This window comes from Elusimicrobiota bacterium (genome assembly GCA_016721625.1).
Classification (GTDB): domain Bacteria; phylum Elusimicrobiota; class Elusimicrobia; order FEN-1173; family FEN-1173; genus JADKHR01.
This window is the reverse complement of the sequence record JADKHR010000001.1, coordinates 2667898-2691257: the sequence shown is the minus strand read 5'-3', so window position 1 is coordinate 2691257 and position 23360 is coordinate 2667898. Positions and strand designations below refer to the sequence as shown.

Annotated in this window: 17 protein-coding genes and 1 pseudogene; 11 read left to right on the top strand and 7 right to left on the bottom strand. The window is 57.8% G+C overall.

Annotation, left to right across the window (positions count from 1 at the left end; translation table 11 throughout):
- Positions 1-10: 10 nt before the first annotated feature.
- The 5 genes from IPP35_11785 to IPP35_11765 form a co-directional block, all read right to left on the bottom strand.
- Positions 11-1456, bottom strand: coding sequence for a fibronectin type III domain-containing protein (locus tag IPP35_11785; GenBank protein ID MBL0059755.1), 1446 nt, complete (start codon positions 1454-1456; stop codon positions 11-13).
- Positions 1402-2736, bottom strand: a complete 1335-nt coding sequence (locus IPP35_11780) for a hypothetical protein (protein ID MBL0059754.1) — start codon at positions 2734-2736, stop codon at positions 1402-1404. Before IPP35_11780 ends, IPP35_11785 begins: the two co-directional genes overlap by 55 nt.
- Positions 2630-3958, bottom strand: coding sequence for a right-handed parallel beta-helix repeat-containing protein (locus IPP35_11775; protein ID MBL0059753.1), 1329 nt, complete (start codon positions 3956-3958; stop codon positions 2630-2632). Before IPP35_11775 ends, IPP35_11780 begins: the two co-directional genes overlap by 107 nt.
- Positions 3959-4409: 451 nt before the next feature.
- On the bottom strand, positions 4410-4556 hold the full coding sequence (locus tag IPP35_11770; GenBank protein MBL0059752.1) for a hypothetical protein: 147 nt from the start codon (positions 4554-4556) through the stop codon (positions 4410-4412).
- A gap of 52 nt (positions 4557-4608) precedes the next feature.
- Positions 4609-7260 carry a fibronectin type III domain-containing protein gene (locus IPP35_11765; protein MBL0059751.1) on the bottom strand — a complete coding sequence of 884 codons (2652 nt, stop codon included), beginning with the start codon at positions 7258-7260 and terminating at the stop codon, positions 4609-4611.
- 361 nt (positions 7261-7621) lie between these two features.
- On the opposite strand from IPP35_11765, the gene IPP35_11760 reads away from it, so the two are divergent.
- From IPP35_11760 to IPP35_11735, 6 genes are all read left to right on the top strand, one after another.
- Entirely contained in the window at positions 7622-9592 is a 1971-nt protein-coding gene (locus IPP35_11760) for an APC family permease (GenBank protein ID MBL0059750.1), read from the top strand.
- A 25-nt stretch (positions 9593-9617) separates the two neighbouring features.
- Positions 9618-11441 (top strand): hypothetical protein, encoded by a 1824-nt coding sequence (locus tag IPP35_11755; protein MBL0059749.1) that lies wholly within the window; start codon positions 9618-9620, stop codon positions 11439-11441.
- Positions 11442-11502: 61 nt separating this feature from the next.
- Entirely contained in the window at positions 11503-11799 is a 297-nt protein-coding gene (locus IPP35_11750; protein ID MBL0059748.1) for a type II toxin-antitoxin system HigB family toxin, read from the top strand.
- Positions 11796-12272, top strand: coding sequence for a hypothetical protein (locus tag IPP35_11745; protein MBL0059747.1), 477 nt, complete (start codon positions 11796-11798; stop codon positions 12270-12272). The genes IPP35_11750 and IPP35_11745 overlap by 4 nt, the downstream gene beginning before the upstream one ends.
- 34 nt (positions 12273-12306) lie before the next feature.
- On the top strand, positions 12307-12459 hold the full coding sequence (locus IPP35_11740) for a hypothetical protein (GenBank protein ID MBL0059746.1): 153 nt from the start codon (positions 12307-12309) through the stop codon (positions 12457-12459).
- Positions 12460-12522: 63 nt separating this feature from the next.
- A complete protein-coding gene (locus IPP35_11735) occupies positions 12523-13461 on the top strand; it encodes a class I SAM-dependent methyltransferase (protein MBL0059745.1) in 939 nt (312 codons plus the stop codon).
- A 139-nt stretch (positions 13462-13600) separates the two neighbouring features.
- On the opposite strand, the pseudogene IPP35_11730 reads toward IPP35_11735, so the two are convergent.
- A pseudogene (locus IPP35_11730) lies at positions 13601-14736 on the bottom strand (methyltransferase).
- A 29-nt stretch (positions 14737-14765) separates the two neighbouring features.
- On the bottom strand, positions 14766-16118 hold the full coding sequence (locus tag IPP35_11725) for a thiolase family protein (GenBank protein ID MBL0059744.1): 1353 nt from the start codon (positions 16116-16118) through the stop codon (positions 14766-14768).
- Between the two features lie 210 nt (positions 16119-16328).
- Between IPP35_11725 and IPP35_11720 the strand changes: the two genes are divergently transcribed.
- From IPP35_11720 to cydB, 5 genes are all read left to right on the top strand, one after another.
- Complete coding sequence (locus IPP35_11720) at positions 16329-18368, top strand: ThiF family adenylyltransferase (GenBank protein MBL0059743.1); 2040 nt, start codon at positions 16329-16331, stop codon at positions 18366-18368.
- Between the two features lie 271 nt (positions 18369-18639).
- Complete coding sequence (locus IPP35_11715; GenBank protein ID MBL0059742.1) at positions 18640-20205, top strand: ammonium transporter; 1566 nt, start codon at positions 18640-18642, stop codon at positions 20203-20205.
- A 6-nt stretch (positions 20206-20211) separates the two neighbouring features.
- Positions 20212-20553, top strand: a complete 342-nt coding sequence (locus IPP35_11710) for a P-II family nitrogen regulator (GenBank protein ID MBL0059741.1) — start codon at positions 20212-20214, stop codon at positions 20551-20553.
- A 72-nt stretch (positions 20554-20625) separates the two neighbouring features.
- Positions 20626-22038, top strand: coding sequence for a cytochrome ubiquinol oxidase subunit I (locus tag IPP35_11705; GenBank protein ID MBL0059740.1), 1413 nt, complete (start codon positions 20626-20628; stop codon positions 22036-22038).
- 300 nt (positions 22039-22338) lie between these two features.
- Positions 22339-23355 carry a cytochrome d ubiquinol oxidase subunit II gene (gene cydB, locus IPP35_11700; protein MBL0059739.1) on the top strand — a complete coding sequence of 339 codons (1017 nt, stop codon included), beginning with the start codon at positions 22339-22341 and terminating at the stop codon, positions 23353-23355.
- The last annotated feature ends 5 nt before the right edge of the window (positions 23356-23360 follow it).

The following is a 23360-nucleotide window of genomic DNA, read 5'->3' as shown; positions in this document are numbered from 1 at the left end:
CCTTCGGATTCTATTTCTGAACCACGATCTTCAAGCGTTTCCGCCCCCCGTCTTTTTCAATAATCGCCAAGTAAACTCCGCTGGCCACGGGTATGCCTTCGTCGTTGGTGAGGTCCCAGATCGCCATGCCGCTGGAATTGCCCGCGAGGGTTTTGACCAACCGGCCGTCGTTGGTGAAAAGACGGATGTCCGCTCCTTCCGGCGTCCGGTCGAACGTTACCCCCGTGGCCCCGCGCCCTGGGCGGAACGGCACCGGGTAGGCCCGGGCCGTGTCCACCGTGAGAGAGGCTTCCGGCAACGTTCGAACGGAGACCGTCCGAAAGTTAGACAAGTTACCGGCTCCGTCAAAAGCGCGGACGCGGACGTAATACACCGAGTCCGGCTCGACCCCTGACACCGTCACGGTCGTTGTTGAGCCCACGTTCAAATCGTTCCATCCATCGACAAAACCGGCGAAGCCGGCGTCCAGGGCCACGCCCACTCGATACCCCGCCAGCCCGCTCCCCCCGCTGTCTGTGGACGGGGGCCAGGTCAAAACCAGCGACCTTGTTTTGCCCTCCGCGGCCAACGCGGCGGGGGCGAGCGGATTTGTGACGTCGACATCCACGGTCAACGGGACGGGAACAACCGTGGTGCTGTGTCCCTCGAAATCAAAGGCTGTCGCCGACCAGGTGCGCGTGCCGTTCAGGGCCGAGGTGATCGACCAATCATACGTGAAGGGCGCGGTCGTCACCGTGGACACCGTGACGCCGTCTAAGATGAACCAGACCTTGGCGATTCCATCGTCATCGGCGGCATCGGCATGGATCGACAGGGTTTGTGGGGACGTTACCCGGATCCTGGCCGTCGGAGTGGACAATAGGATCTGCGGGGGGGTGGTGTCCACAAAGACGTTGACCGCGACATTTGGGGACATGTCGTCAAACCAGTGTTGCCCTTCCTGGACCATTTTCCACTGGAAATTGTAGTTTCCTGTGGTGGTGGGGGCTTTTACAGTGAACGCGAAGATTTTATCCTCACCGTTCACCACAGAATCGGAGGTGGAAAGGAGAACACGGTTTGTGGTCCCAAGCCAGAGGGTGTCCGGCGTTCCTATCCCGCTGGGGAAACCTAATTTGTATTGGTTCCCACGGGTCCAAGGAACGCTTCCGGTGTTTCGCATGGCGACGGAGACAGGGTAAACACGGCCCGCCACCATCTTAGCTGGGACGGTTTGGGAGACAAACCGGGCGTCGTCGATTTTGAGATGGACCGTGACCGTGGAAGAAACGGCGCTGTTGTCTTCCAAATCAAAGGCCCGGGCGCACCAGGTGTGCGTCCCGTTCTGAACAGCCGTGATGGGCCAAGATCCCCTGAAAGGGCCCGTGCTGGTGGCAAAAACCGATCCGTCCAATAGAAATTCTACCCGGCGGATCCCCCCCCCCACATTGTCCGTCGCCGCGGCCCACAAGGGCACCGTTTGCGCGTAAAGAACTGCGCGTTGGCTGTCGGGGAACTCAGGGTCACGGTGGGAGGAATCGTTTCAATGGTGACGGTGACCGGGACAACGGCCGTGGTGGAAGAATTTCCCGCCGCATCGAAGGCCGTGGCCGACCACGTGTGATTTCCGTTGTCGGCCTTCGTTATGGGCCATGGGGTCGAATACGGAGACGTGGTGTCCGTGCTGAAAAGAACGCCGTCCAGAAAAAATTGAACTTTTGAAATATAAACATCATCGCTCGCGGATCCCTCGATTGAAACCGTTTGATGGGTCGTGAACGTTTGGTTGGCGCTCGGCGACGACAGCGCAACGGTAGGCGGGGTAACGTCCGGCGGTCCCGCCGTGGGGCAATCGCCGGGCGCGGTGAAATGGGTTTCCAGGTTGTTGCAGGAACCGTCGTCGTTGTTATACGCGGGGATTAAGACCATTGACGAGAATGGAGGCAAAACCACGGCGCCCGCCAGGGTGTTATTCCGGGCGTCCACGTAGGGACCCGACAGCGGGAAAGTTTGGGGAGTCGCCTGCTGGTTGACCCGCAATTCAACCGCTTTGGTCAAGTCGTTCGGGGTGACATTCACAGCCCGGAAAGAGACGTTGTCGAACTGATAATCCGAGGTGTCGCCTCGGGTCTCCAGCCAGAAGCTGGCCGCCGGGGTCGTAACGGTTACCGTGAAGACGTGGGAAATAGTTTTCCACGACCCCGGCGTCATATTGAACTCATATCGGATATCTGGACTCCCAAGCGAATTGTGTCGAATGACGAGCCACATTTTTCCGGGTTTTTGGCTCCGTAGGTCCAAGCGAGCCTCGTAAAGTTTCGTCGTATCCACGGGGAAACGAGTGCTCACCGTCATGGCGTCTGAGGAACCGGCGCTATAAACGGCGGATAGGCAACCGCCGGCATGTCCGCAAGCGACCGTGTCGTTCCAGGCGATGGCCCCTCCCCCGGTGGTTGTCCATTGGGACCAAGAGCTGGCATTTGAATTGAACGTTCCATTCGCGATAAGTTCTGGTTCAATGGGACGGAGCGGGCGGAACTCATAAAACGAAGCCGTTTCAGAGGAATTATTCTCAATCAGGGGACCCCGGGCAATCTGGGGATCCTGGGTAATCAAATGGGTGCGCCAATCCGACAAGGAATAGAATATTTTATTCTTTTGATAATCCTTGGTGTTTCCGGCGCTGGTGGAAAAAATCGTGCCAAAAAACATTTCGATCGTAGGTGCCAAAGTTTTCGTGTGGAAAAAATCGGACATGCTCCACCATGGACCAGGCTTCGGGACCCGGGAAATAGAGGTTGTCGGTTAATGTGTTGTCGTGCGTGACTCCAACCGGGAAATTTCCGTTGTCTTCCCGGAACCAGATCGATGGGTTTTTCGAATTAAAAATGGTATTCCCAGAAATCGAATTGTTGTAACTATTGTGTATATAGATGCCGAACCCAGCCACGTCTTGGATGGTGTTGTCCTGCACGATGACATTATGGGACAAGTCATCCAGATAGATGCCTCCGGAAAGGGTGTTCTTCATGCCGTTAACGATGTTGCCGATAATCCGGATCGTTCCGGTTCTCGGACGCTCTCCGTTGTTCGCGTTCGTGTAGATGCCGCCGCAATCGTCCCAAAGCCAGCAAACGTTTTCGATGATGTTGTTTTGAACGAGGGTATCGTCCCCGCTGGCCGATATCCCATGATACCCGCTATTGTTTATAGCGTTGTTTAAAATATTGACACGGGTGGATGAGGCCGTGAAAATGGCACCCCAACCAATATGTTGGACCGTGGTTCCACTGTTCTTAATTCTGTTGTTCGAAATGGTGACGTCGTCGGTCAAATAATTCAGGATTCCATTTTTACCGCTATTCGAGATATCGCAATCATCGATTTTAACGTTGTTTGATAGTTGAGAGAGGATTCCAATTCTTCCGGAATCTTTGATTTGGAGCTTTTTTAGCGAAATTCCGCTTGAGTTTTCAATTAAAACAGCCTGAGGATCGGCCCCCTGGATAGACACGCCTTCAATTTGAATATCTTGAACCCCACGGACCACCAAGCCTCCGGCGCTCCTCGACACAGTGACCGAACGGCCCGTCGGGGTTTGATCATCGGAAGGGCGAAGATACAGGGAGCCATTCTCCCACGCCCATTCCCCTGGCTGGTCAATGAAACTGCTTTTCCCCATGAGAAAAAACCGGCCTTCGGGAACCAAAACCCAGTCCTTGGGTGCTGTACTAAGGGTGACCCGGCGGGTGTTGGAGTCATAGGCCGTCGCCACAAGCTTTTCCAGTGTCCATTTGGTCATGTGGAGGGCGACGGTTGACCCAATGACCTCGTTGGCCATCGGAAAAGGCAAACTCGCTTCATCCTTGACCACAAATTGTGTGGCCAGAGGGCCGGTGGATTCAATCGTAAAATACACCGGATTCCCTGCCGCATCCGCGTTGGGCGTCCTCGCCACTTCTTGCCGAATCTCATCCACCCAGACATTCTCCGAGGGATTTTGCGGGACAGCCGCTTCCCAAACGTAGGGCCCCCCTATCCAAGAAACAATGGGGATGGGAGGATAAATGAGAGGGGCATTACCGGCTCCGTAAGCCCCCATCAAAATCGGGTCACTGGGACTTCCTGAGAATTTGACAGTAAGCCCCTCTCCCCAAACGCTTCCCTTCTTCAGCAAGATGGAATCGCCTGGACGAAAAGAAGCGGAACTGGCATAAACTTTACCAAGGGTATTCCAGGGACCGGCACAGTTAGAAGAGCATCCCGTTGAAGGGAGTGCAGAAGATTTTCCGTTCCAGGCGTCTTGTCCAAATTGTGAATCAACGTAATAGGTTTCGGCCGAAAGAAACGGCGACACGCACAGAATTAAACCCAGACCCATCCAAAGTTTAATTTTCATTTCCGCTCCTCCCACGCCCATCACCAAGCCATTATTTTTGCACCAGGATTTTCAAAATCTTTCTACTACCGTTTTGTTCAACCACACCCAAATAAACCCCACTGGCCACGGGCGTTCCTTCCCGGTTGGCCAGGTCCCATAGGACTTTTCCGGAATCGTCCGTGGTCAGCGCGGCCACCAATTCCCCGGCGTTGGTAAAGATACGCAGTGTCGTTTGGGGCGGAAGTTGATCAAAGGTGATGCCCGGGCCCCCCGGCCGGGTTGAAAAGGGGACGGATAAGCCCGGGCGGCCTCCACCGTTTCCGGGGAAGGACCACCTCCATGGGAGGAGAGGTCCCGCTGAACAGACCCGAGCGGTTTTGCGCCAGGACCCGGAATACGTAGCGGGCGCCGGCGGTGAGCCCCGACGCCACGTATTGAAGGGAGGAACCCGCGGCCAGGGTTGTAAACGCTCCGCCGTTTTCACTTTTCTCGATGCGGTAAACCGTTCCGGGCGGGTTTCCCTGGGGATCGATGGTTAGTTGAACCTCCTGGGGGCGAACCCCAGCGGCCGCCACCGTAGGGGTATTGGCCCAAGTGACGGTGGAATCCAATAGAACAAAGGGGGTGCAGAGGCTGTTGTCGCAGGCGCTGGCGAAGAGCCAATAAACGGTGTTGGGAGAAAGTCCGGAAAGGGAGCCCCCGGAAACGCCGGTCCCTGCCTGCACCGTGGTGGGATCGGTCAAACCGCCGGGGGAAAGGGCGGCGGCGAGGGTGCAACGGACGGCCCCCGGAGCGGGGGCCCAAGCGGCGGAAACGGAACGGGCGGTGACCGCGATGATCGAACCGGAGGGACCGATGAAGGGCCGGGTGGTGGTGGAGGCCGTGACGCCGGGGGAAAGGTTCCCGGCGCCGTCCTGGCCGCGAAGGCGGCATTCAAACAGCGTCCCGGGATCAAGTCCGGCCACCGTGAGGGCCGTTCCGGTGCCCACCGCCACGTTGTTCCACCCCGGAACAAAAGTGACGAAGTGGTCGCTGGAGACATCGAGTCGATAGGTGGACAACCCGCTCCCGCCCGTATCCACCGCCGCGGGCCAAGTCAAAGAGATCGATCGGTCCCCCCCGACGGCCATCGGGGCCCCGGGAAACCACGGCGGCGCGTTGTCCGGCTCCACGGTTATGGGGACGTAGGGATACTGGCTGAAAATTCGCCCGGCGGGCATAAGGCCGCCGTTGTAGACTTGGAAAGAATCATCGTCGAAGGTGAACAGGTAGAGACGGTTCCAGTTGACGTTGGCGAAGGCGTCATCGGATAAACCGCGGACCAGCCAAGAGAGGGCGCCCAGCCTCTGCTCATCCCTTCCCGCCGCGAAGGCGGCCGTGGAAAAACCGAATTCGGTCACCCAAACGGGTTTTTGGGCGGGGAGTTTTTGGAGGAGCGGCGTCATGAGGTCATCCACGTCGGTCTTTATCAAATCGGAGACCGTCTCGGGGTTGAAGGGGCCCAGGTCGGGGTAAATATGGACCCCGATCCCATCCAGGTAATTCAAGTAATCCGTGGACCCCGGCGGAAGGCTTCGGTGGGTTCCTTTCAAGATATCGATCACCACGTCGGGCGGCGTGAAGCTGGCCCCGATCGATGTCAGATAAGGATTTTTCGGCTTATTGAGGCCGCCAAGCACCACCAAGATTTCACCGCTCCCATAAATCTCGTCGGCGGCGTTTTTGGCGGATTGAACGCATTGACCCAGTTTGCGCAGTCCCACGCGAATCCGCTGGTAATCCGGGTCATTGCCAGGCACCCTGTCGTCGTACACGCGGAAGGAACCGCCCAGGGGCAAATCCCCGTTGAAGGCCGCCCAACCGGGTTCGTTCCCAACTTCCACCGCGCGAAGGCGGCAGTGGTTCGCCTTAAAGAAAGTCAAGAGATCCCGAATCCGCGCGTCAAAAAGCCCGGTATCCAGGTCCGACAACCGGTAGCTCGGCCAATGCCATCCGCGAAAGTTGGCCGCGGGAGTCACCGGCACGGTTCCCGGCGGATAAAACTCATCGGCATTGAACGCGGTCAGGGTCAAAAAGAGGAGGACCTCTATCCCCTTGCTGTTGCAGGCGAGGATGTGTTCTTTCACGTCCTGTTTGTCTTTCATGGAATTCATGTTGAGCCGCACCCGGCGCACGCCGGAGGTCACGATGGTATCCAGAAGGGCTTGTTCCTGGGCCAAGGTCCCGTACCAGTACAGGTTCGGCCGGTTGACCCCGAGGGGGAAGTCCCGCTCTTCGTTCACGATGGACCCCAGGGTGACGTTATCGAATTTCGCGGCGGCTTGCCAGGTGGATAGCCCGAACTTTCTTCCGGCCCGGAGGTCCGTATCCACCGTATCGATTTTCAATACGCCGTCGATATAAACTCTCAAGCGGGAACGAATCGCCGTTATTTCCACCACGTAAGTGGTATTGGGAAGGAAGGGCATAAAAACGGGGGGGCCAAAGACGGTATTGGGGCTACCCACTTTTTTGTCCATGCGAATCGAAAAGGAGGAGATTTCAAGGAAAAAGGTGTTGTTGGCGTCGTTATGGCTGAACCAAAGATTAATTCGGCCGCCGAGGGTCCCGAAATCCATGGGCCGCACGCTGGCACGGATGGAGAAATCCGCCGGAAGGGATTGATAGCGATATATCTGGGCGTGCAAGCCAGTGGAGGTATTGCTTTGATAAAGTGTCTGGTTTCCGGGGTTCCCGGTAACGGACCAGACCGACAACGGGGAGGTATCGGTCCATTGGGAATAATTTCCCCCCTCAAAGTCGTCCTGGAAAAGAGTGGTCGCCCCCGCGCTTCTTGAAATCGCCAGGGCGAAAACGATTGGTATAAAAACCAATTCGAGCCCTTTAAACTTGTTTAACATCAAACGCCCCCCATGTCACCACGCCCGATTTCACTAAAAGACCCCGTTGTTCCCTATTCGGTTTAGATGCACCATTTCAACCAACTTAATGGAGGGTTAGATACAGGTCCCCACCTTGCGGAGGCCTTTGATTTAATCGGGCCCCAATATCCGTAAACCGAAGCGCCACGTCTGGTCAAAGGACCCCCACCTGGAAAAAAGTGAGGGTTTCCGCCCTTGACAAGCTGGGGGCATTTGGTAAGATTTTACCCAGCCGGACGTTCCTAACGGGAAGACGGCGGCATACGACAGGCCCTTACATCGGTGTAATCCGCGTCGTCTCGTTCCCTTCGGAACGAGGCGCTTTTTTTTAGGGGGGTGGATGGTCAAAAACATCAAGAACTGGGTCTTGGGGAAACCAAAAAACCCGCTGGATCCAAGTGTCTTTCATAATATTTCGTTAATCGCCTTCTTCGCCTGGGTGGGGTTGGGGGCGGACGGACTTTCCTCTTCCTGTTACGGTCCGGAGGAGGCCTTTCGGGCCCTGGGGCATTACTCTCACCTGGCCATTCCCCTGGGCCTGGCCATGGCGGTCACGGTCTTCCTGCTTTCGGCGAGCTATTCCCAAATCATCGAATGTTTCCCCTCGGGCGGGGGGGGCTACCTGGTCTCCTCCAAACTTTTGGGGCCATACCCGGGTTTAATTTCCGGGTCCGCGCTCCTCGTAGATTATATTTTGACGGTGGCCATCTCCGTCGCGTCCAGCATGGACGCGATTTTCAGCTTTTTACCGGCGCACCTCCTCGCCTTCAAGTTCACAGCTATCCTCGCGGCGCTCTTCCTGCTCATGACCTTGAACCTCCGGGGGATCAAAGAATCGGTCCAATTCCTGACCCCGATCTTTTTGATCTTTGTGTTCACCCACACGGCCATCATTTTGTACGGCATCTTCAGCCACGGGGCGGAACTCCCCACCATGCTTCACGACACCGTCCAGGAAACCCGCCAGGGCATCTCCGAAATCGGGATCCTGGCCATGGCCGCCATTTTCATGCGGGCCTTTTGCCTGGGAGGCGGAACTTTTACTGGCATCGAGGCCGTCTCCAACGGCATCCAAATCCTGCGGGAACCCAGGGTGTCCACGGCCAAACGCACCATGAAATACATGGCCTTCAGCCTGGCTTTCACTGCGGGTGGTATTTTAATTAACTATGTGCTGAACAGCGTTCGCCACGTGCCAGGGCAAACCCAAACCTTGAACGCGGTGCTGATCGGTCAGGTGACGGAACACTGGCCTCTGGGCCGGACCATCCTTCTCATCACGCTTTTCTCCGAGGGGGCGCTTTTGCTCGTGGCGGCCCAAACCGGATTTTTGGACGGGCCCCGCGTCATGTCGAACATGGCCATCGACAACTGGCTCCCCCGACGGTTGACCAACTTGTCCGATCGGCTGGTGATCAAAGACGGCGTTCTTTTTATGGGCCTCTCCGCTTTGGCCGTCCTTATTTACACCAAGGGATCGGTTCAAATCCTCGTGGTCATGTATTCCATCAACGTCTTTCTCACCTTTACCTTATCGCAACTGGGCATGGTCCGGCACTGGGTGAAGGACAAGGGCCCCCAATGGGGCAAAAAGTTGATGATCAACGGGATAGGCATGCTGATGACCGCCTTGATCCTCCTCGTGACCATTTTCATCAAATTTCGGGAAGGCGGATGGGTCACCCTGCTTTTCACCGGAGCGATCATTGCTTTCTGCGTTTGGGTTCACCGGCACTACAAAGACACCGCCAAGGCGCTCCAACATTTAGATGATATCCTCACCCATCTCCCACTCCCGGAAGAAGCCCCGGTCACCAAGAAACAACCCTCCAAACCCACGGCGGTCTTACTCGTGAACGGCTACAACGGCATGGGGATCCACTCGCTCCTCTCCATTCATCGCCTTTTTCCGGGCCACTTCAAGAATTTCGTGTTCGTTTCCGTTGGAGTCATCGACTCTGATCGGTTCAAGGGCAAGGCCGAGATCGAAAACCTGGAAGGCTCCGTCCAGGCGGACCTGGACAAATACGTCCAGCTCTCCCAACGCATGGGCCTTTATTCGGAATCGAAAATGATTTTAGAAACCGACGTCATCGAGGGCTTGGAACGGATTTGCGAGCAGGTGGGCCGGGAGTGGCCCAAAAGGGTCTTCTTCATGGGCCAGTTGGCCTTTGAGGGAGAAACCTTTTGGACCCGCTTCCTCCACAACCGAACGTCTTTCGTGCTCCAACGCCGTCTGCTCTTCGCCGGGTACCAAGCGGTGATTCTCCCGATCCGGGTGCGGCTCAAATTGACAGCCTTGCCCAAATGACACCTGTTCATCCACGGAGGTTCAAATGAGTTCAAACGACCAACCAATAGTCCAAATCTCTTCCGTTAAATTCCTGGCGGGGTGCGCGCTGGTCGCGGTGACCGCGCTTTTTATGGGCTCCGCCAAACCCTTCCCTCCCGCCCTCTTGGCGGGAGAGGTCTTGGTCACCATCCTGGCTCTTTTCGTATTCGGATCCATCAAATATCGGATCGACAAAAATGCTCTCACCTACGGCGCCGGCCTGGTGATCGTGGCCAGTTTCTGGCCCCTATGGCAAGCCACGCGAGGCCCGGCGGTGGCCGCCGCGGGTCTGTCCTGGTGGGGACACGTTTGGGATACGGCCCGGCACTACCTATTGACCCTAGAGGGGCTCGACCAAGTGATCCATGCCGACACCATGCTGTTCATCCTGGGATTGACTTTCTTCGTGGCGGCCATCGCCCAAACGCGCCTGCTGGAAACCGTGAGTTTCACCGTTTTAGACCAGGCGGGGGGTCGACTGGTCCCCACCGTGGCGGCCCTCACGGCCATCGTGGCGGCGGCGTCGGGCGTGTTGGACGGGGTTTCCATGATCGGTCTGATGATCCGAACCCTCGTGATCCTGCTTTTTCTCGCCAAGGTGAAGGACGACCACGTGGTTTACGCCGTGATGGTGTCCACCGTGGTCACCACTGTTTGCGGCATGTGGTTGGCCTACGGCGAACCGCCGAACCTTATCATGAAAACGAATCTTTATCCCCATTTGGACAACGCCTTCTTTCTTCGCTACTGCCTTCCCGCCGCCGTGGGAAGCTACGCCATCGTGTTTTGGAACATGAAAAAACGGTTTGCCGGACGGACGGTGGATCTTCGCAAACTGGATATTTTGGACCGGCACACCGCCGACGTCCGTTTCCTTCAAGCGTCCCGCCATGGGAAGGTTTTTACGGCCGTCGAATTCGCCGAATCCCACGCTGAAGCCATCGGGGCGAAATACGATGGGGTGATGAAACGAATCCACCAGGGGATCCCCTTTGGCGAGGCGTTGGTCAACGAACATATACCCTCCGAAAAGAGGGTCCCGCTTCTGGCCGACTATTTGGACGAGTCCTTGGCCCAGGACCTAGACAATTACTACGTCCATACCTTTGGCCGAAACGATCATAAGGCCGAGGAATCCTCTCGGCGACTGGGCGAGGTTTTGGACGCCACACGACGAAAACGAAGGAGCGCCCAGTGGGTGGGGGTCCTGTCTTTCGTCCCCTTCATCGGGCTCCTCATCCTTCACGCCGTGAACCACGAGGTGCCGCTCTTTTTGGCGTCCTTCGTCGGGTTCGGCGTGGCCTTTCTGAGCATCGTCGCCTGGCCCAAAACCCGCCGACTGGCGTTGCACGACGGGGCGCACGAATACAAGGAATACCTCTTCCTTCTTCCCTTGTTCCTCTCCATCGCGCTTCTCCAAAAAACCGGGTTCTTTGACCAGGTGGCCCACTTCATCCAATCGGGCGTGGAGAACTACGGAAAAACCCCCGTGGCCCTTGGCCAATTCGCTTTCGCCACGGTTCTTTCGGCCCTGCTGGACAATAATGTGGTGGCCGACTTCCTGGGCCGGGCGCTGAAGAATCTCGACGTGGTTCTGATCCACCTGTTCGCCATGGCCCAGATTGCCGGGTATGCCTTGGGCGGATGCTGGACGCATATCGGGTCCGCCCAATCCGTGGTGGCCTACTCCTTCATTCACAAAGAAATCGACGCCCGCTTCACGCCTTTCCAGTGGATCAAAGCCATGACCCCGGTCATTCTTCAGATCGCCCTTTTCATGACTTTTCTGATCTTCGCAGAAGGCAAACTCTCCGCCTGGCTTCATTAAAACCCGAGCGTTCCGCACAAATCCCTTGACAAAATTATATCAGTATGATATAAGATAAAGCGTGCTCTTAACTGGCAAATCCGCGCTGGACGACTTTAAAAAAAAGCATCCCGATGCGCGAAAAGCATTGTCGCAATGGCAAGCGGTCATTGAAAAAAATAGCTTCAAAGATTTTATGGCGCTTCGCGCCGTGTTCCCATCTGTTGATTTCGTGAAGAATAGCCCGTATACTGTTTTTGATATCCGGGGGAACCGTTACCGCGTAGCGGTCATCGTCGTCTATCGCGAAAATCGGTGCATCGTTGAAAAAGTGATGACGCATGAAGAATACGCCCGATGGGGGAGGACACTAAAGTGACTCTTCTTCAAGAACTCGATCAGGAATTAAAAAAACTGGAGTCAAAAACTCCAGCGGAGAACATCTTTTTCCTAAATCTCATGCGCATACTCCCACCGCGCCCCATCGTAACGGCCAAAGAGCACGAGGTCTTTCTGGAAGCGCTAAAAAAAATCAGCCTCCTGCTTAACCAAATTGAAAACAACCCTTCTTTGGAAGAACAACGGGACGGTTGCGCTCAATACGCCCGCGTGATTGAAGATCTCATTTCTCATTACGAGCGCGACCAATTTCCTTCCGACTCCACGCCCCTGGATACTTTGAAATTTTTGATCGAGCAACACGGATTGACCCAAACCGACCTCGCCGAAGATTTTGGCGGCCAACCCAACGCTTCCTCCGTTCTCTCCGGCAAGCGAAAACTAAATCTAACCCAAATTCGCCGCCTCGCCATCCGGTTTCACGTTAGTCCATTAACCTTCCTAGCCGTTTGATTGATGCTGGACGCATATCGGGTCCGCCCAATCCGTGGTGGCCTACCCCTTCATTCACAAAGAAATCGACGCCCGCTTCACGCCTTTCCAGTGGATCAAGGCCATGACCCCGGTCATTCTTGAGATCGCCCTTTTCATGACCTTCCTGATCTTCGCAGAAGGCAAACTCTCCACCTGTCTCCATTAAAATCTGAGAGGGGGGGGTGGCAAAACCCTTGACGAGGGAGAGTTTCCGCCCCACAATAGGGTCATGGAAGGGCTCAACACCGTCCGCCTCATCGCCTCGGCGATTCTTCAGAAAATATATCCCCAGCGCCTGGAACGAACGCCGGAACCGACGGCGTTGACGGCCCACGAAGGCGCGGTCGCCAATTACGATCGGGTCCTTTTCACCAAGATGGCCCTTCTTTACTCGGCCATTTTGGAGTTCATCCACCGAACGCGCCCCCAGAAAAGCGGCGGCGACGCGCTCGACATCGCCTGCGGACCCGGCCATTTGACCCTCGCCCTGGCCCGGTTTATGAATTATTCCCGGGTGACCGGGGTGGATTTATCCGAACCCATGATCCGGACAGCCGCGGCCAACGCCGCCCGACTGGGCCTCGGCGATCGGGTGTCCTTTCAATCCGAGGACGCCACGCGGCTCGATTCGTTTCCCGACCACCGTTTCCAACTGACGACGTTCACGGACGCCTCCCATCACCTGAGGGACCTGGACAGCGTCTCCCGAGTCTTGGCCGCCATGGACCGCGTCACGCGCCCGGACGGGCTCGTGTTGGTCGTCGATATCATTCGCCTCAAAACCCGACGAATTACCGACCTCTATGTGGAGTCGTTGGGTTACGATTATGTTCGGCAGGGGTTGAACTATTTTCTCGAGGATTTCAAAAATTCCATGGAGGCGGCCTGGACCATGGACGAATTCAGAAAAACCGTCCCTCAAAAAACGGAGCGCCGGTGGGTGCATTGGACACCCCGGTTTGTCCCCTCCATGCAGTGCCTCCTGGGCCTGCCCGCGGACCGGACCCGGTTATTTGTTCGCCCCTTTTGGAAAACCAACCCGTTCACCGACTATTTGACCCCCCTCTGGAAAGAACGGCTCGGCCCCTCCTGGACCCGTCAAACCCTGCTGGAAGAGAGGCTCAATCGATGGACTTTAAAGACGGGAAAAACGGATTGGGTGAGATAGTAAACCTGGGCTGAGTTCCTCAAAACTTCTGGCTGAACCCGGGATACGTTTTTTCCAAAGAGGCCGCGGTTTAGAGACCGGGGTGGTCCTGCGAGGCCTTCCCCCCGAACGAAAACCGTCGAAGCCCTGCCCCCTTGTTTTAGGCCGAACGTTTAAAACCCGTCATCACCCCATGATCTTTTGGAAGACGAAGGCGTTGCAAATCGGTGAAACCGGCCTCCAGAAAGAGTTGTTCATAGTCGGACCAACGGTAGAGCATGCCTTCCCCGTGGCCAAGGTCAGGAAATAGGGCGATCCCATGGCCGCCGTCAAAGGGCCCTTCCCGTCGTCGTCTTGCATCATATTGAAAATCAGGACCCGGCCGCCTTCCGGCAGGGCCCGGAAGGCCTTTTTCAACAGTTCCAGGTTCCGTTGTTTCGACCAGATGGTGAAGAAATGGCAGAACAGGATGGCGTCGGCTCCCTGGGGAAAAGGGTCTTTGAAACAGTCCCCGGTCACCGCGCCCAACCGCCCCTCCATCCCCTGGGCCCGGATGTTTTCCCGCGCGAGGGCGCAGACCGTGTCCGAATCAAATACGTCGGCCGTGAGGTGGGGGTTTTCCCGTGCGATATGGAGGATGTTCGTGCCGTTCCCGCCCCCCACATCCACCAGGTGGCGGACCGCCCGGAAATCCACGTAGCGGGCCAGGAGGTCCGTGGCCTGCCGGGAAATTTGTTCCATGGCGTCCTGAAAAATATTTTCACGGAAAGGGTCATGGGCCAAGCGCTGATAGAGGGTCGGTTCGGAACCGGGAAACTCCTTTAAACCCACGTTCCGATTTTCTTTTAGGGCCTCGAAGAAAAAGAACATGGCCCTGTAGTTGATGTGGTGTTGCCACAGAACAATGTTCGTCATGCTCCGGGGACTCTGGCGGGTGAGCAAAAGTTCGGCGATCCGGCTGTTGGCGTAGGATTCGCCTTTTTTTATCAACAACCCCAGGGACGTCAACCCCAGCAGTAAAATTCGGCAGGGTTGATCCTCGATCCCCATGGCCCGGCGAAGGTCCTCGGCCATCAGGCGCTTCCCCCCGGCCAACAAACTGAAGAGGTCGAATCGAACGGCGGCGGCCACCGATTGAAAATAAATATGGCCGCCCATCACGAGATAGAATTCCTTTAAAGATCGTCGGAGGACCCAGCCTTCCAAGACATACACCGTCCAGAGACGTTGAAGATAAGCGACAACCCTTCCGAACCACCGGGATTTATTTTGGATTCTCTGTAACGGAATTGTCATGCCGTCTCCCCCCCCTCTAAGGTTCTCGTTCAAGCAGTCGGCCGCCGAAGAACCATGGCCCCGCCCATGCCCCCGGAGGCGCAGGCGCCGGCCATGCCCCAACAGGGCCGATGGAGCCCTTTCAGGGCATAACCCAAGGTGAGGAGAATGCGGATCCCCGTGGCCGCGATGGGATGGCCCAGGGCCAAGGTTCCCCCCTTGGCGTTGACCCGGCCCGCCGCCTGGGCCGACTCCCAATCGTGGCCGAAGGTCTCCTTGGCGAACTTAAAGAGCGCCAACACGCTGGCGGCAAAGGGCTCGTGAAGTTCAATCAAATCCAATTGGTCAAAGGAGAGGCCCACCCGTTTTAAGGTTTCCTGCGCCGCCACGGCGGGGGCCAAACCCATGCGTTCCGGCTCCACCCCGCGGAAGGCCCATCCGGCCACTTCCGCTAGGACCTCCAACCCCAACCCCTTGGCCTTTTCCGCCGTCGTGACGATCAACCCCGCCGCCCCGTCGGATCGGCCGCAGGAATTCAAAAGGGTCACGGTGCCGTGGCTTGTTTCGGTGAGGGGCGCATCCCCCAGGTGGACGGCGTTGTCTCGATAGAAATCGCCCAGGGAGTAAACACCGTTATCGAAAAGCGCCGGCGCTTTTTCCATCAGCCTCGGTTTTTCGAGGATCACAGAACGGTGGAGCGGCGTTTCGTCGTGTTCCAACAGAGTGACGCCGTTTCGCATCACCGAAACCATATGGGAGGAATGAAACCCCTCCCGGGTGGCGGCCACCGCCCGGCGCACGCTTTCCATGGCATAGCGGTCCTGGGCGGCCCGGTCAATGCGAAAAATCTGAGCCAGCACTTCCGCCGTCGCCCCCATGTTGATGTGAGCGACGGGGTCGGTGAGCCCTTCCTCCAACATGTCCACCAGAGAAACGTCCGCGGATTGAAGGAGTTCGGCCCAATGGGCTTTCACCGTTTCCAAGGAACGCAGGAGGGCGCTGGACCGCGTTCCGCGAATGGCGAAGGGGACGCGGGACATGCTTTCGGTCCCTCCCACAAGGAAAAGTTCCCCATCTCCCGCCAAGATGCGCCCCACGGCCGCGCAGACAGCTTCGAGCCCGGCCACGCAATTGGCTTGGAGAGTGAGCGCCGGGGTGCTGACCGGCAAGCCCAACTGCAGGGCCGCGACCCGGGCGATATTCAAGGCATGGGAATCCTCCCCGACCCAGCCCACCATCACCCCGTCCACCTGGGCCGGACGCAGGCGGGCCCGTTTCATCACCTCCGCGAACACCGTCCCCATGAGTTCTTCGGGGGACACGTCCGCCAACAGTTTTCCCAGGGCGCCGAAGGGGGTTCTCGCCCCGTTACAGAGAACGATCGTATGGCCGTGAAAGTTCATGGATCCGCCTCGTTTTCCCCTTTGGATGTCCGGGGCGCCGTCCGTCCCGTTCGAATCGCTTCCATCCTATCCCCGGTTCCGGTATTTTTCAACCCTTTTAATGCTCGGCCGGTGCTTCCCCGATTTTTTTGACGAACGCTCTTGACAATAAGGGTGTTTGGGGCTATGTTTTGGTTGAAATCCTTCACAAGAAGAGGAGCGGTTATCTCCATGACTTTGTTCAATCCGGAAGACCTCGTCGCCCAACTAAAAACCTGGGACCTCGGAAACGCTGAAGCTTATTGGGCCTCGGCTTTTTCAAGGAACGTCGGGATCTTGACCCGGGCGGACATGCAAAAACTCGCCCGCTCGCGGGTGGCCATCGCCGGGGGAGGGGGGGTGGGCGGATCCCACGCGACCACCCTGGCGCGTTCCGGGGTGGGCCGGTTTCACCTGGCCGATTTTGACCGTTTTGACCCGGTGAACATCAACCGCCAACAGGGCGCCCGCGTGGCCACCTTCGGCCGCCCCAAAGCCGAAGTGTTGAGAGAAGACATCCTCGCCATCAACCCCTTCGCCGACGTTCGCCTTTTTCCGGAAGGGGTGACCCCGGCCAACGTGGACGCCTTTTTGGACGGGGTCGACGTGGCCCTGGACGGCCTCGATTTTTTCGCTCTTCCGGCCAGGCGCCTCTTCTTTCGACGCGCCCGAGAAAGAAGGATTCCCGTCGTCACGGCGGGCCCCATCGGGTTCGGGTCCCCCTTCATCGTCTTCACTCCGGACAGCATGAGTTTTGACAACTACTTTGACCTCAACGACCAGACGCCCCTTCTGGAGGGATATCTCCGTTTTTATCTGGGAATCACCCCAACCCTCCTCCACACGAAATACATGATCCCGGGGCGTATTCGCTTGGCCGAAAAAAGCGGGCCTTCCCTGGGATTGGCCTGTCAACTGGCCTCGGGATTGGCCGCGACGGAAGTCCTCCGTTTGATCCTGGGGCGTCCGGGCCTCAAACCGGCTCCGTGGCATTTTCAATTCGACGCCTATCTCCATTTGTTCCGCCAGGGGCGGCTACGGTGGGGGAACCGAGGCCCGCTCCAACGACTTAAAATTTGGCTGGGGCGTCGGGCCATCGCGAGACAAACCAATGCCTTTCGGTCCGCCGCGCCCAAGGCGGAATGGGATCGACGGGGCCCGATTCCGCCGAACGTGATGGAATTCCTCCTCCACGCCGGACTGCAGGCCCCCTCGGGCGACAACATTCAGCCCTGGGCGTTCCGGCAGAAAGGAGACCGCGTCGATATTCTTTTGAACGCGGAGGCGGATCCCTCGTTTTTCAACTTCCAGCAGAGAGCCACGCTGATTTCCAACGGAGCCATTTTGGAAAACATGACGGTGGCCGCGTCGGCCTTCGGCCTTGAAACGGTGGTGGAGGCCGAACCGGTGGGGCAACAGGACGAGCGGGTGGCGTCCATCCGGTTCGTCCCGGCGGAAAAAGCCCGGGACCCCTTGGCCGATATGGTCTGGGAACGGGACACCAACCGGCGCCTTTTTGACAAACGGCCCATCCCCCTCGAAACCCAGCGCGCCCTGGTCTCCTCCGCCGCGGAGCGAGGGGCGGCGTTGCACCTGGTGACGGACCGCCCGGGAATCGAGTCCATGGCCGAAGCCGTTTACTGGGCCGACCGGGCCCGGGTCACCCTACGCCCGTGCCATAAACCCTTGTACCAGTCCATTCGGAAAAACGCCGCGGAGGCCCGCTCCCGCGGCGACGGTTTTTCCTACAACAATCTCATGGCCGGGATCGACGGGCGAATTTTCCTGACGCTGACGCGTCCTTGGCCCGTCATGGACCTGGCCAACCGTTGCGGGATCGGGAACTTGGTCGCCAAGATCGGAAGGGACTCCATTTTGTCCTCCTCCGCCGTGGGCCTTCTGACCATGAAGGGAGATGACCTGCTCGATTTCTTTCACGGGGGAAGAGCCTGGGAACGGGTCTGGTTGACCGCCACGGCCCACGGGCTGGCGCTACAACCCAACGCCAGCCTCGTGTTCTTTTGGACCGTTTGGCGCTCCGAAGGAGACGCTCCTTTCCCCCCGCACTCGAGCCGGCATCTGCATCGGGCCATGGAACTGGCTCGACCTTGGTTTCCCCAGGTGGACTTCGATCGAAATGGGCTGATCATGCTTTTCCGTTTAGGCTACGCCGCCCCTGTGCCGGAAGGCACCTTTCGACGACCGCTGAATACCTTTCTCCGCCCCGCCTGAGAAACGATCGGCCCGGCCGGAATACCGCCTCCCCCGCGCGCCTGGAACAAGACCAGACGGCCCTCCCCGGATTTTGGTTGCTCAGGAAAGAACTTGACAATCGGGTAGAATTTGCTAAAATCTGCCCATACAACACACGGGTGTGTTGATGCATCGTCTGGACAAAGACTGTCCTTTCCGCTGTTTCGGAAAGGGCTTTTTTTTTGTGCCGGTTTTCACGAGACAGCGCTGTCTCCAAAAAATCAACAGCGCCCTCGGGCGCTTAAATAAAATGGAGGAACTTATGCTGTCAAAAACAAAACGTTGTCTTTGGCGCGGTGGACTCTTCGCGCTTTTGACCTGGGGCGCCGGTCTCTTGCCGGTCGCCCTCCGAGCGGAGGAACCCACCCCCGCTCCCGCTGGAACGGTGGCGGTGGCCGATCAGGCCCCGGCCCTGGAATCGCGTTTGGCCGCCATTGAGCAGGGCCTCACCGATCGGAAAGTCGTCGCCGACACCATCTGGGTTCTCGTCACGGCCTTCCTGGTGTTCTGGATGAACGCCGGGTTCGCCCTGGTGGAATCGGGCATGTGCCGCGCGAAAAACGCCGTCAACATCCTCTCCAAAAACTTCATCGTCTTCGCCGTGAGTTCCCTGGCCTTTTACGTCTTAGGCTGGGGCGTCATGTTCGGCGACGGCAACGGGTTCATGGGGTTGAAAGGCCTCTTCATGATCTCCGGGGCGGACAACAGTCCCGCCACGGGGTCGGCCTATTCCGGCGTCTATAACGCCATCAACTGGACGGGCGTTCCCCTCTCCGCGAAATTCTTCTTCCAATTGGTTTTCGCGGGCACGGCGGCCACCATCGTCTCCGGTTGCGTCGCGGAACGGATCAAATACGTGAGCTTCATCGTCTTCAGCGCCCTCCTGGTGGGCATCGCCTACCCGATTACCGGCCACTGGATATGGGGCGGCGGATGGTTGGCCCAGAAAGGCTTCTGGGACTTTGCCGGGTCCACCGCGGTTCATACCGTGGGCGGCGTCGCGGGCTTGGCCGGGATTTTGATCCTGGGCCCCCGCATTGGGAAGTTCCGTCCCGACGGAACCCCCAACGCCATCCCGGGTCACAACTTGACCTCCGCGACCCTAGGGTGTTTGATCCTCTGGCTCGGCTGGTTCGGGTTTAACCCCGGGTCCACCATGGCCGCCGATGCCGGCGCCATCAGCCACATCCTGAACACCACCAACCTGGCCGCCGCCGCGGGCCTTTTGACCGCGACGATCACAGCGTGGATGGTTTTAGGGAAACCCGACCTGGGCATGACCATCAACGGCTGTTTGGCCGGATTGGTGGCCATCACCGCCCCTTGCGCCTATGTGACTCTGCCCGCCTCTATTATCATCGGCGGCATCGGCGGAATCCTCGTGGTCTTTGCCGTATTGTTCTACGACAAAATCAAGGTGGATGACCCCGTGGGCGCCTTGGCCGTGCACTTGACCAACGGCATCTGGGGCACCCTCGCCGTGGGTCTCTTCGCCGTCGACAAAATCACCGGCGTCGGCACCGGAAACGGGCTCTTCTACGGAGGCGGATTCAAGCTCCTGGGAGTTCAGCTATTGGGGTCCGTGACCACGATCCTGTTCACGCTCGTGCTCTCGGTCATCTTCTGGTTGGTCGTGAAAGCCATGATGGGTCTCCGGGTGAGCCGCGAAGAAGAAATCCGCGGCCTTGACATCGGCGAACACGGAATGGAAGCCTACGCTGGATTCCAAATCTACATGACGGAATACGGTCTGGCCCCCGCCGGCGACAGCGGTGATTCAAAACCCGAGCCTAAATTGGCCGGGTCCGGGAGGTAATCATCCATGAAACTTATTATTGCCATGGTTCAACCGCACAAAGTGGCGGAAGTTAAAAAAGCCCTGGACGACGCCCAAATTCACCTCATGACGGTGTCCAACGTTCTCGGCTCCGGCCGGCAGAAGGGCTACACGGAAAGCTACCGCGGCGCGAAGTATGAGGTTAACCTCCTGAAAAAGGTCCGCTTCGATATCGCCGTGAACGACGAGTATGTCGAACCCTGCATCGCGGCCATCACCAAGGCCGCGCGTTCCGGGAACATCGGCGACGGAAAAATCTTCGTGGTCCCTCTCGAAGAAGTCGTCCGTATCCGCACCGGAGAAAAGGGCAAAGCCGCCATCGGCTAGCCGTTCCCAACGCTTCACCAGAAAGGGCGGGGGTCCTTGACCCCCGCCCTTTCTTATTTCACAATGTGTCCCATGGACGTTCTTTTCCTCTCCCGTCTTCAATTCGCGCTGACCATCATGTTTCATTACCTGTTTCCCCCGCTCGCCATCGGCCTGGGAGCGCTGATGGTTTTCATGGAAGGCATGTATTTAAAAACGAAAGACCCCCAGTATGAATCCATGGCCAAGTTCTGGACGCGGATTTTTGCCGTCAACTTCGCCGTGGGCGTCGCCACGGGGATCGTCATGGAATTCCAGTTCGGGACGAACTGGGCCAACTACTCCCGTTTCGTGGGAGACGTTTTTGGGTCGGCCCTGGCGGCGGAAGGGATTTTTGCCTTTTTCTTGGAGTCGGGGTTTTTGGCGGTCTTGGTGTTCGGTTGGGACAAAGTTTCCCCCCGCATGCACTTCTTTTCGACCGTGATGGTGTTTCTGGGATCGATCTTCTCCTCGGTTTGGATCACCGTCGCCAACAGTTGGCAACAGACTCCCGCGGGGTTCCACATCGTTGGAGAGGGACTGGCCGCCCGGGCGGAGATAACCGATTTTTGGGCCGTGGTGTTTAACCCCTCGAGTATGGACCGGCTGGTCCACGTCTGGCTGGGCGCCTTCTCGATGGGAGGCTTTTTCGTGATGAGCGTCACGGCCTATTACATCCTGAAAGGCCGCCACCTGGACATCTCTAAGAAAGCGTTTTCGGTGGCGCTCCTCCTTGCCACGCTCTCCAGTTGGGGCCAACTTCTTTCCGGCCACCACCAGGCCCGCGTGGTGGCGGAACACCAGCCGGCCAAGCTGGCGGCCTTTGAGGGCCATTTCAAAACGGGCGAGGGAGGAACCCCTCTCTACGTCGTGGGCCATCCCGACGCGAAAACAGAAACCACCAAAGGCATCGCCGTCCCGGGCCTCCTGAGTTTCATGGTGTATGGCGATTTCAAAAAACCGGTGACCGGCTTGGACAAGTTCCCCAAAGAAGACCGGCCGCCCGTGGCGGTTTCTTTTCATTCCTACCACGTGATGGTCGGCCTCGGATTTTTCATGATGGGACTGACGGGCCTGGCCGCCTGGCTGAGAGCCCGCGGCCGACTGTTTGAACAGCGGGGCCTTTTGTGGACGTTCGTTTTCGCCGTTCTCGCTCCCGTGGCCGCCAACCAATTGGGATGGGTGGCCGCCGAAGTGGGACGCCAACCGTGGATCGTCTATGGCTTGCTTCGCACCTCCGAAGCCCTTTCCCCCGTGGTGCGGGCGAACCAAGTGCTGGGTTCCATCCTGATGTTCGGCGTAATCTACGCCCTTCTTTTTGCCGTTTGGGTTTCCGTGATCGACCACAAGATCAAACAAGGCCCCGAGGAAATGTCCTTCCTGGCCCCAGGGGATCCCTCCCACGGGTTCATTCAAACCGTGGGAGATCTAAAAGCCGGGGGATCTCTGACGGAAGGAAAAGAGTAAGAAACACCCTCGGCCGGGGAAGTCCCTTTCCCCCATCCGCTTGGGCTGGACACGGAGGTTTTGAACCGGCATCAAAGCTTTAACCTCCCCTTAATCCCCTCCTTGGGAAGGAGGGGAAAAAAAGACAAGCCCGCGTGGGTCTTTTTGCAACCCGGATCATGAGGATCCGGACGACGGGCCTTCCCTGGGAAGGGAAATCCCATTTATGGAGGAGCCGTGTTCCCCCTCCTTCGCAAGGAGGGGGCTGGGGGAGGTCTTAGCAACGACACCCTGTTAAATTCCACTTTTTTTGGAGGCGCAATGGACTTACACATTTTCTGGTTTGTCTTGTTGGGCGTTTTAATGGCGGGTTACGGGATTTTGGATGGGTTCGATTTGGGCGTGGGGATCCTGCATCCCCTGGCTCGGACGGATGAGGAACGTCGGATTTTCATGAACTCCATCGGCCCCCTCTGGGACGGCAATGAAGTCTGGCTGGTCACGTTCGGCGGCGCCCTTTTCGCGGCCTTTCCCCGGGCCTACGCGACGATGTTTTCCGGCCTTTACGCGGCCTTTATGCTGTTGGTCCTTTGCCTGATCCTCCGGGCGGTGTCCATGGAGTTCCGGAGCAAGCGCCCCTCTAAAATCTGGCGATCTTTTTGGGACTGGACTTTTTTCGGATCAAGCCTCACCGCGGTCCTCCTTTTCGGCGCCGCCGTGGGAAACTGTTTCCGCGGCCTTCCGATCGGGTTGGACGGAGAACTGAGAATTGGATTTTTTGGCTTGCTGACCCCCTATCCTGTTCTGGTCGGCCTTTTTGCCATCGTCACGGCGGCCATGCACGGCGCCATTTATCTCTACCTTAAAACAGAGGGGCCGATCCAGGCGCGTTTGCAGGGATGGATTTGGCGGCTGTTCGGCTGGTTTTTAATCACCTATTTATTGACGACGATCTTCACCCTGGTTTCCGTTCCCCGCGCCGTGGAAAATTTCACCCACCACCCTTGGGCGTGGGCCGTGGTCGTGTTGAACGTGTTGGCGGTCGCCAACATTCCCCGGGCTGTTTTTCGCGGCAGGCCCTTTGAAGCGTTTCTGTCCAGCGGAGCGTCCATTGCCGCTTTCGTCTTCCTCTTCGGCCTGGCCCTTTACCCCAACCTGGCCGTCTCCAGCCTCGACCCCGCCGCCAACCTCACCATCTACAACGCCGCCTCCTCCGAAAAAACCCTTGCGATCATGCGCCTGATCGCGTTCCTCGGCATGCCCATGGTCCTGGCCTACACCGCCGTCATCTATTGGGTTTTCCGAGGGAAAGTGGAGCTGGGCAAGTTCAGCTATTGATCCGG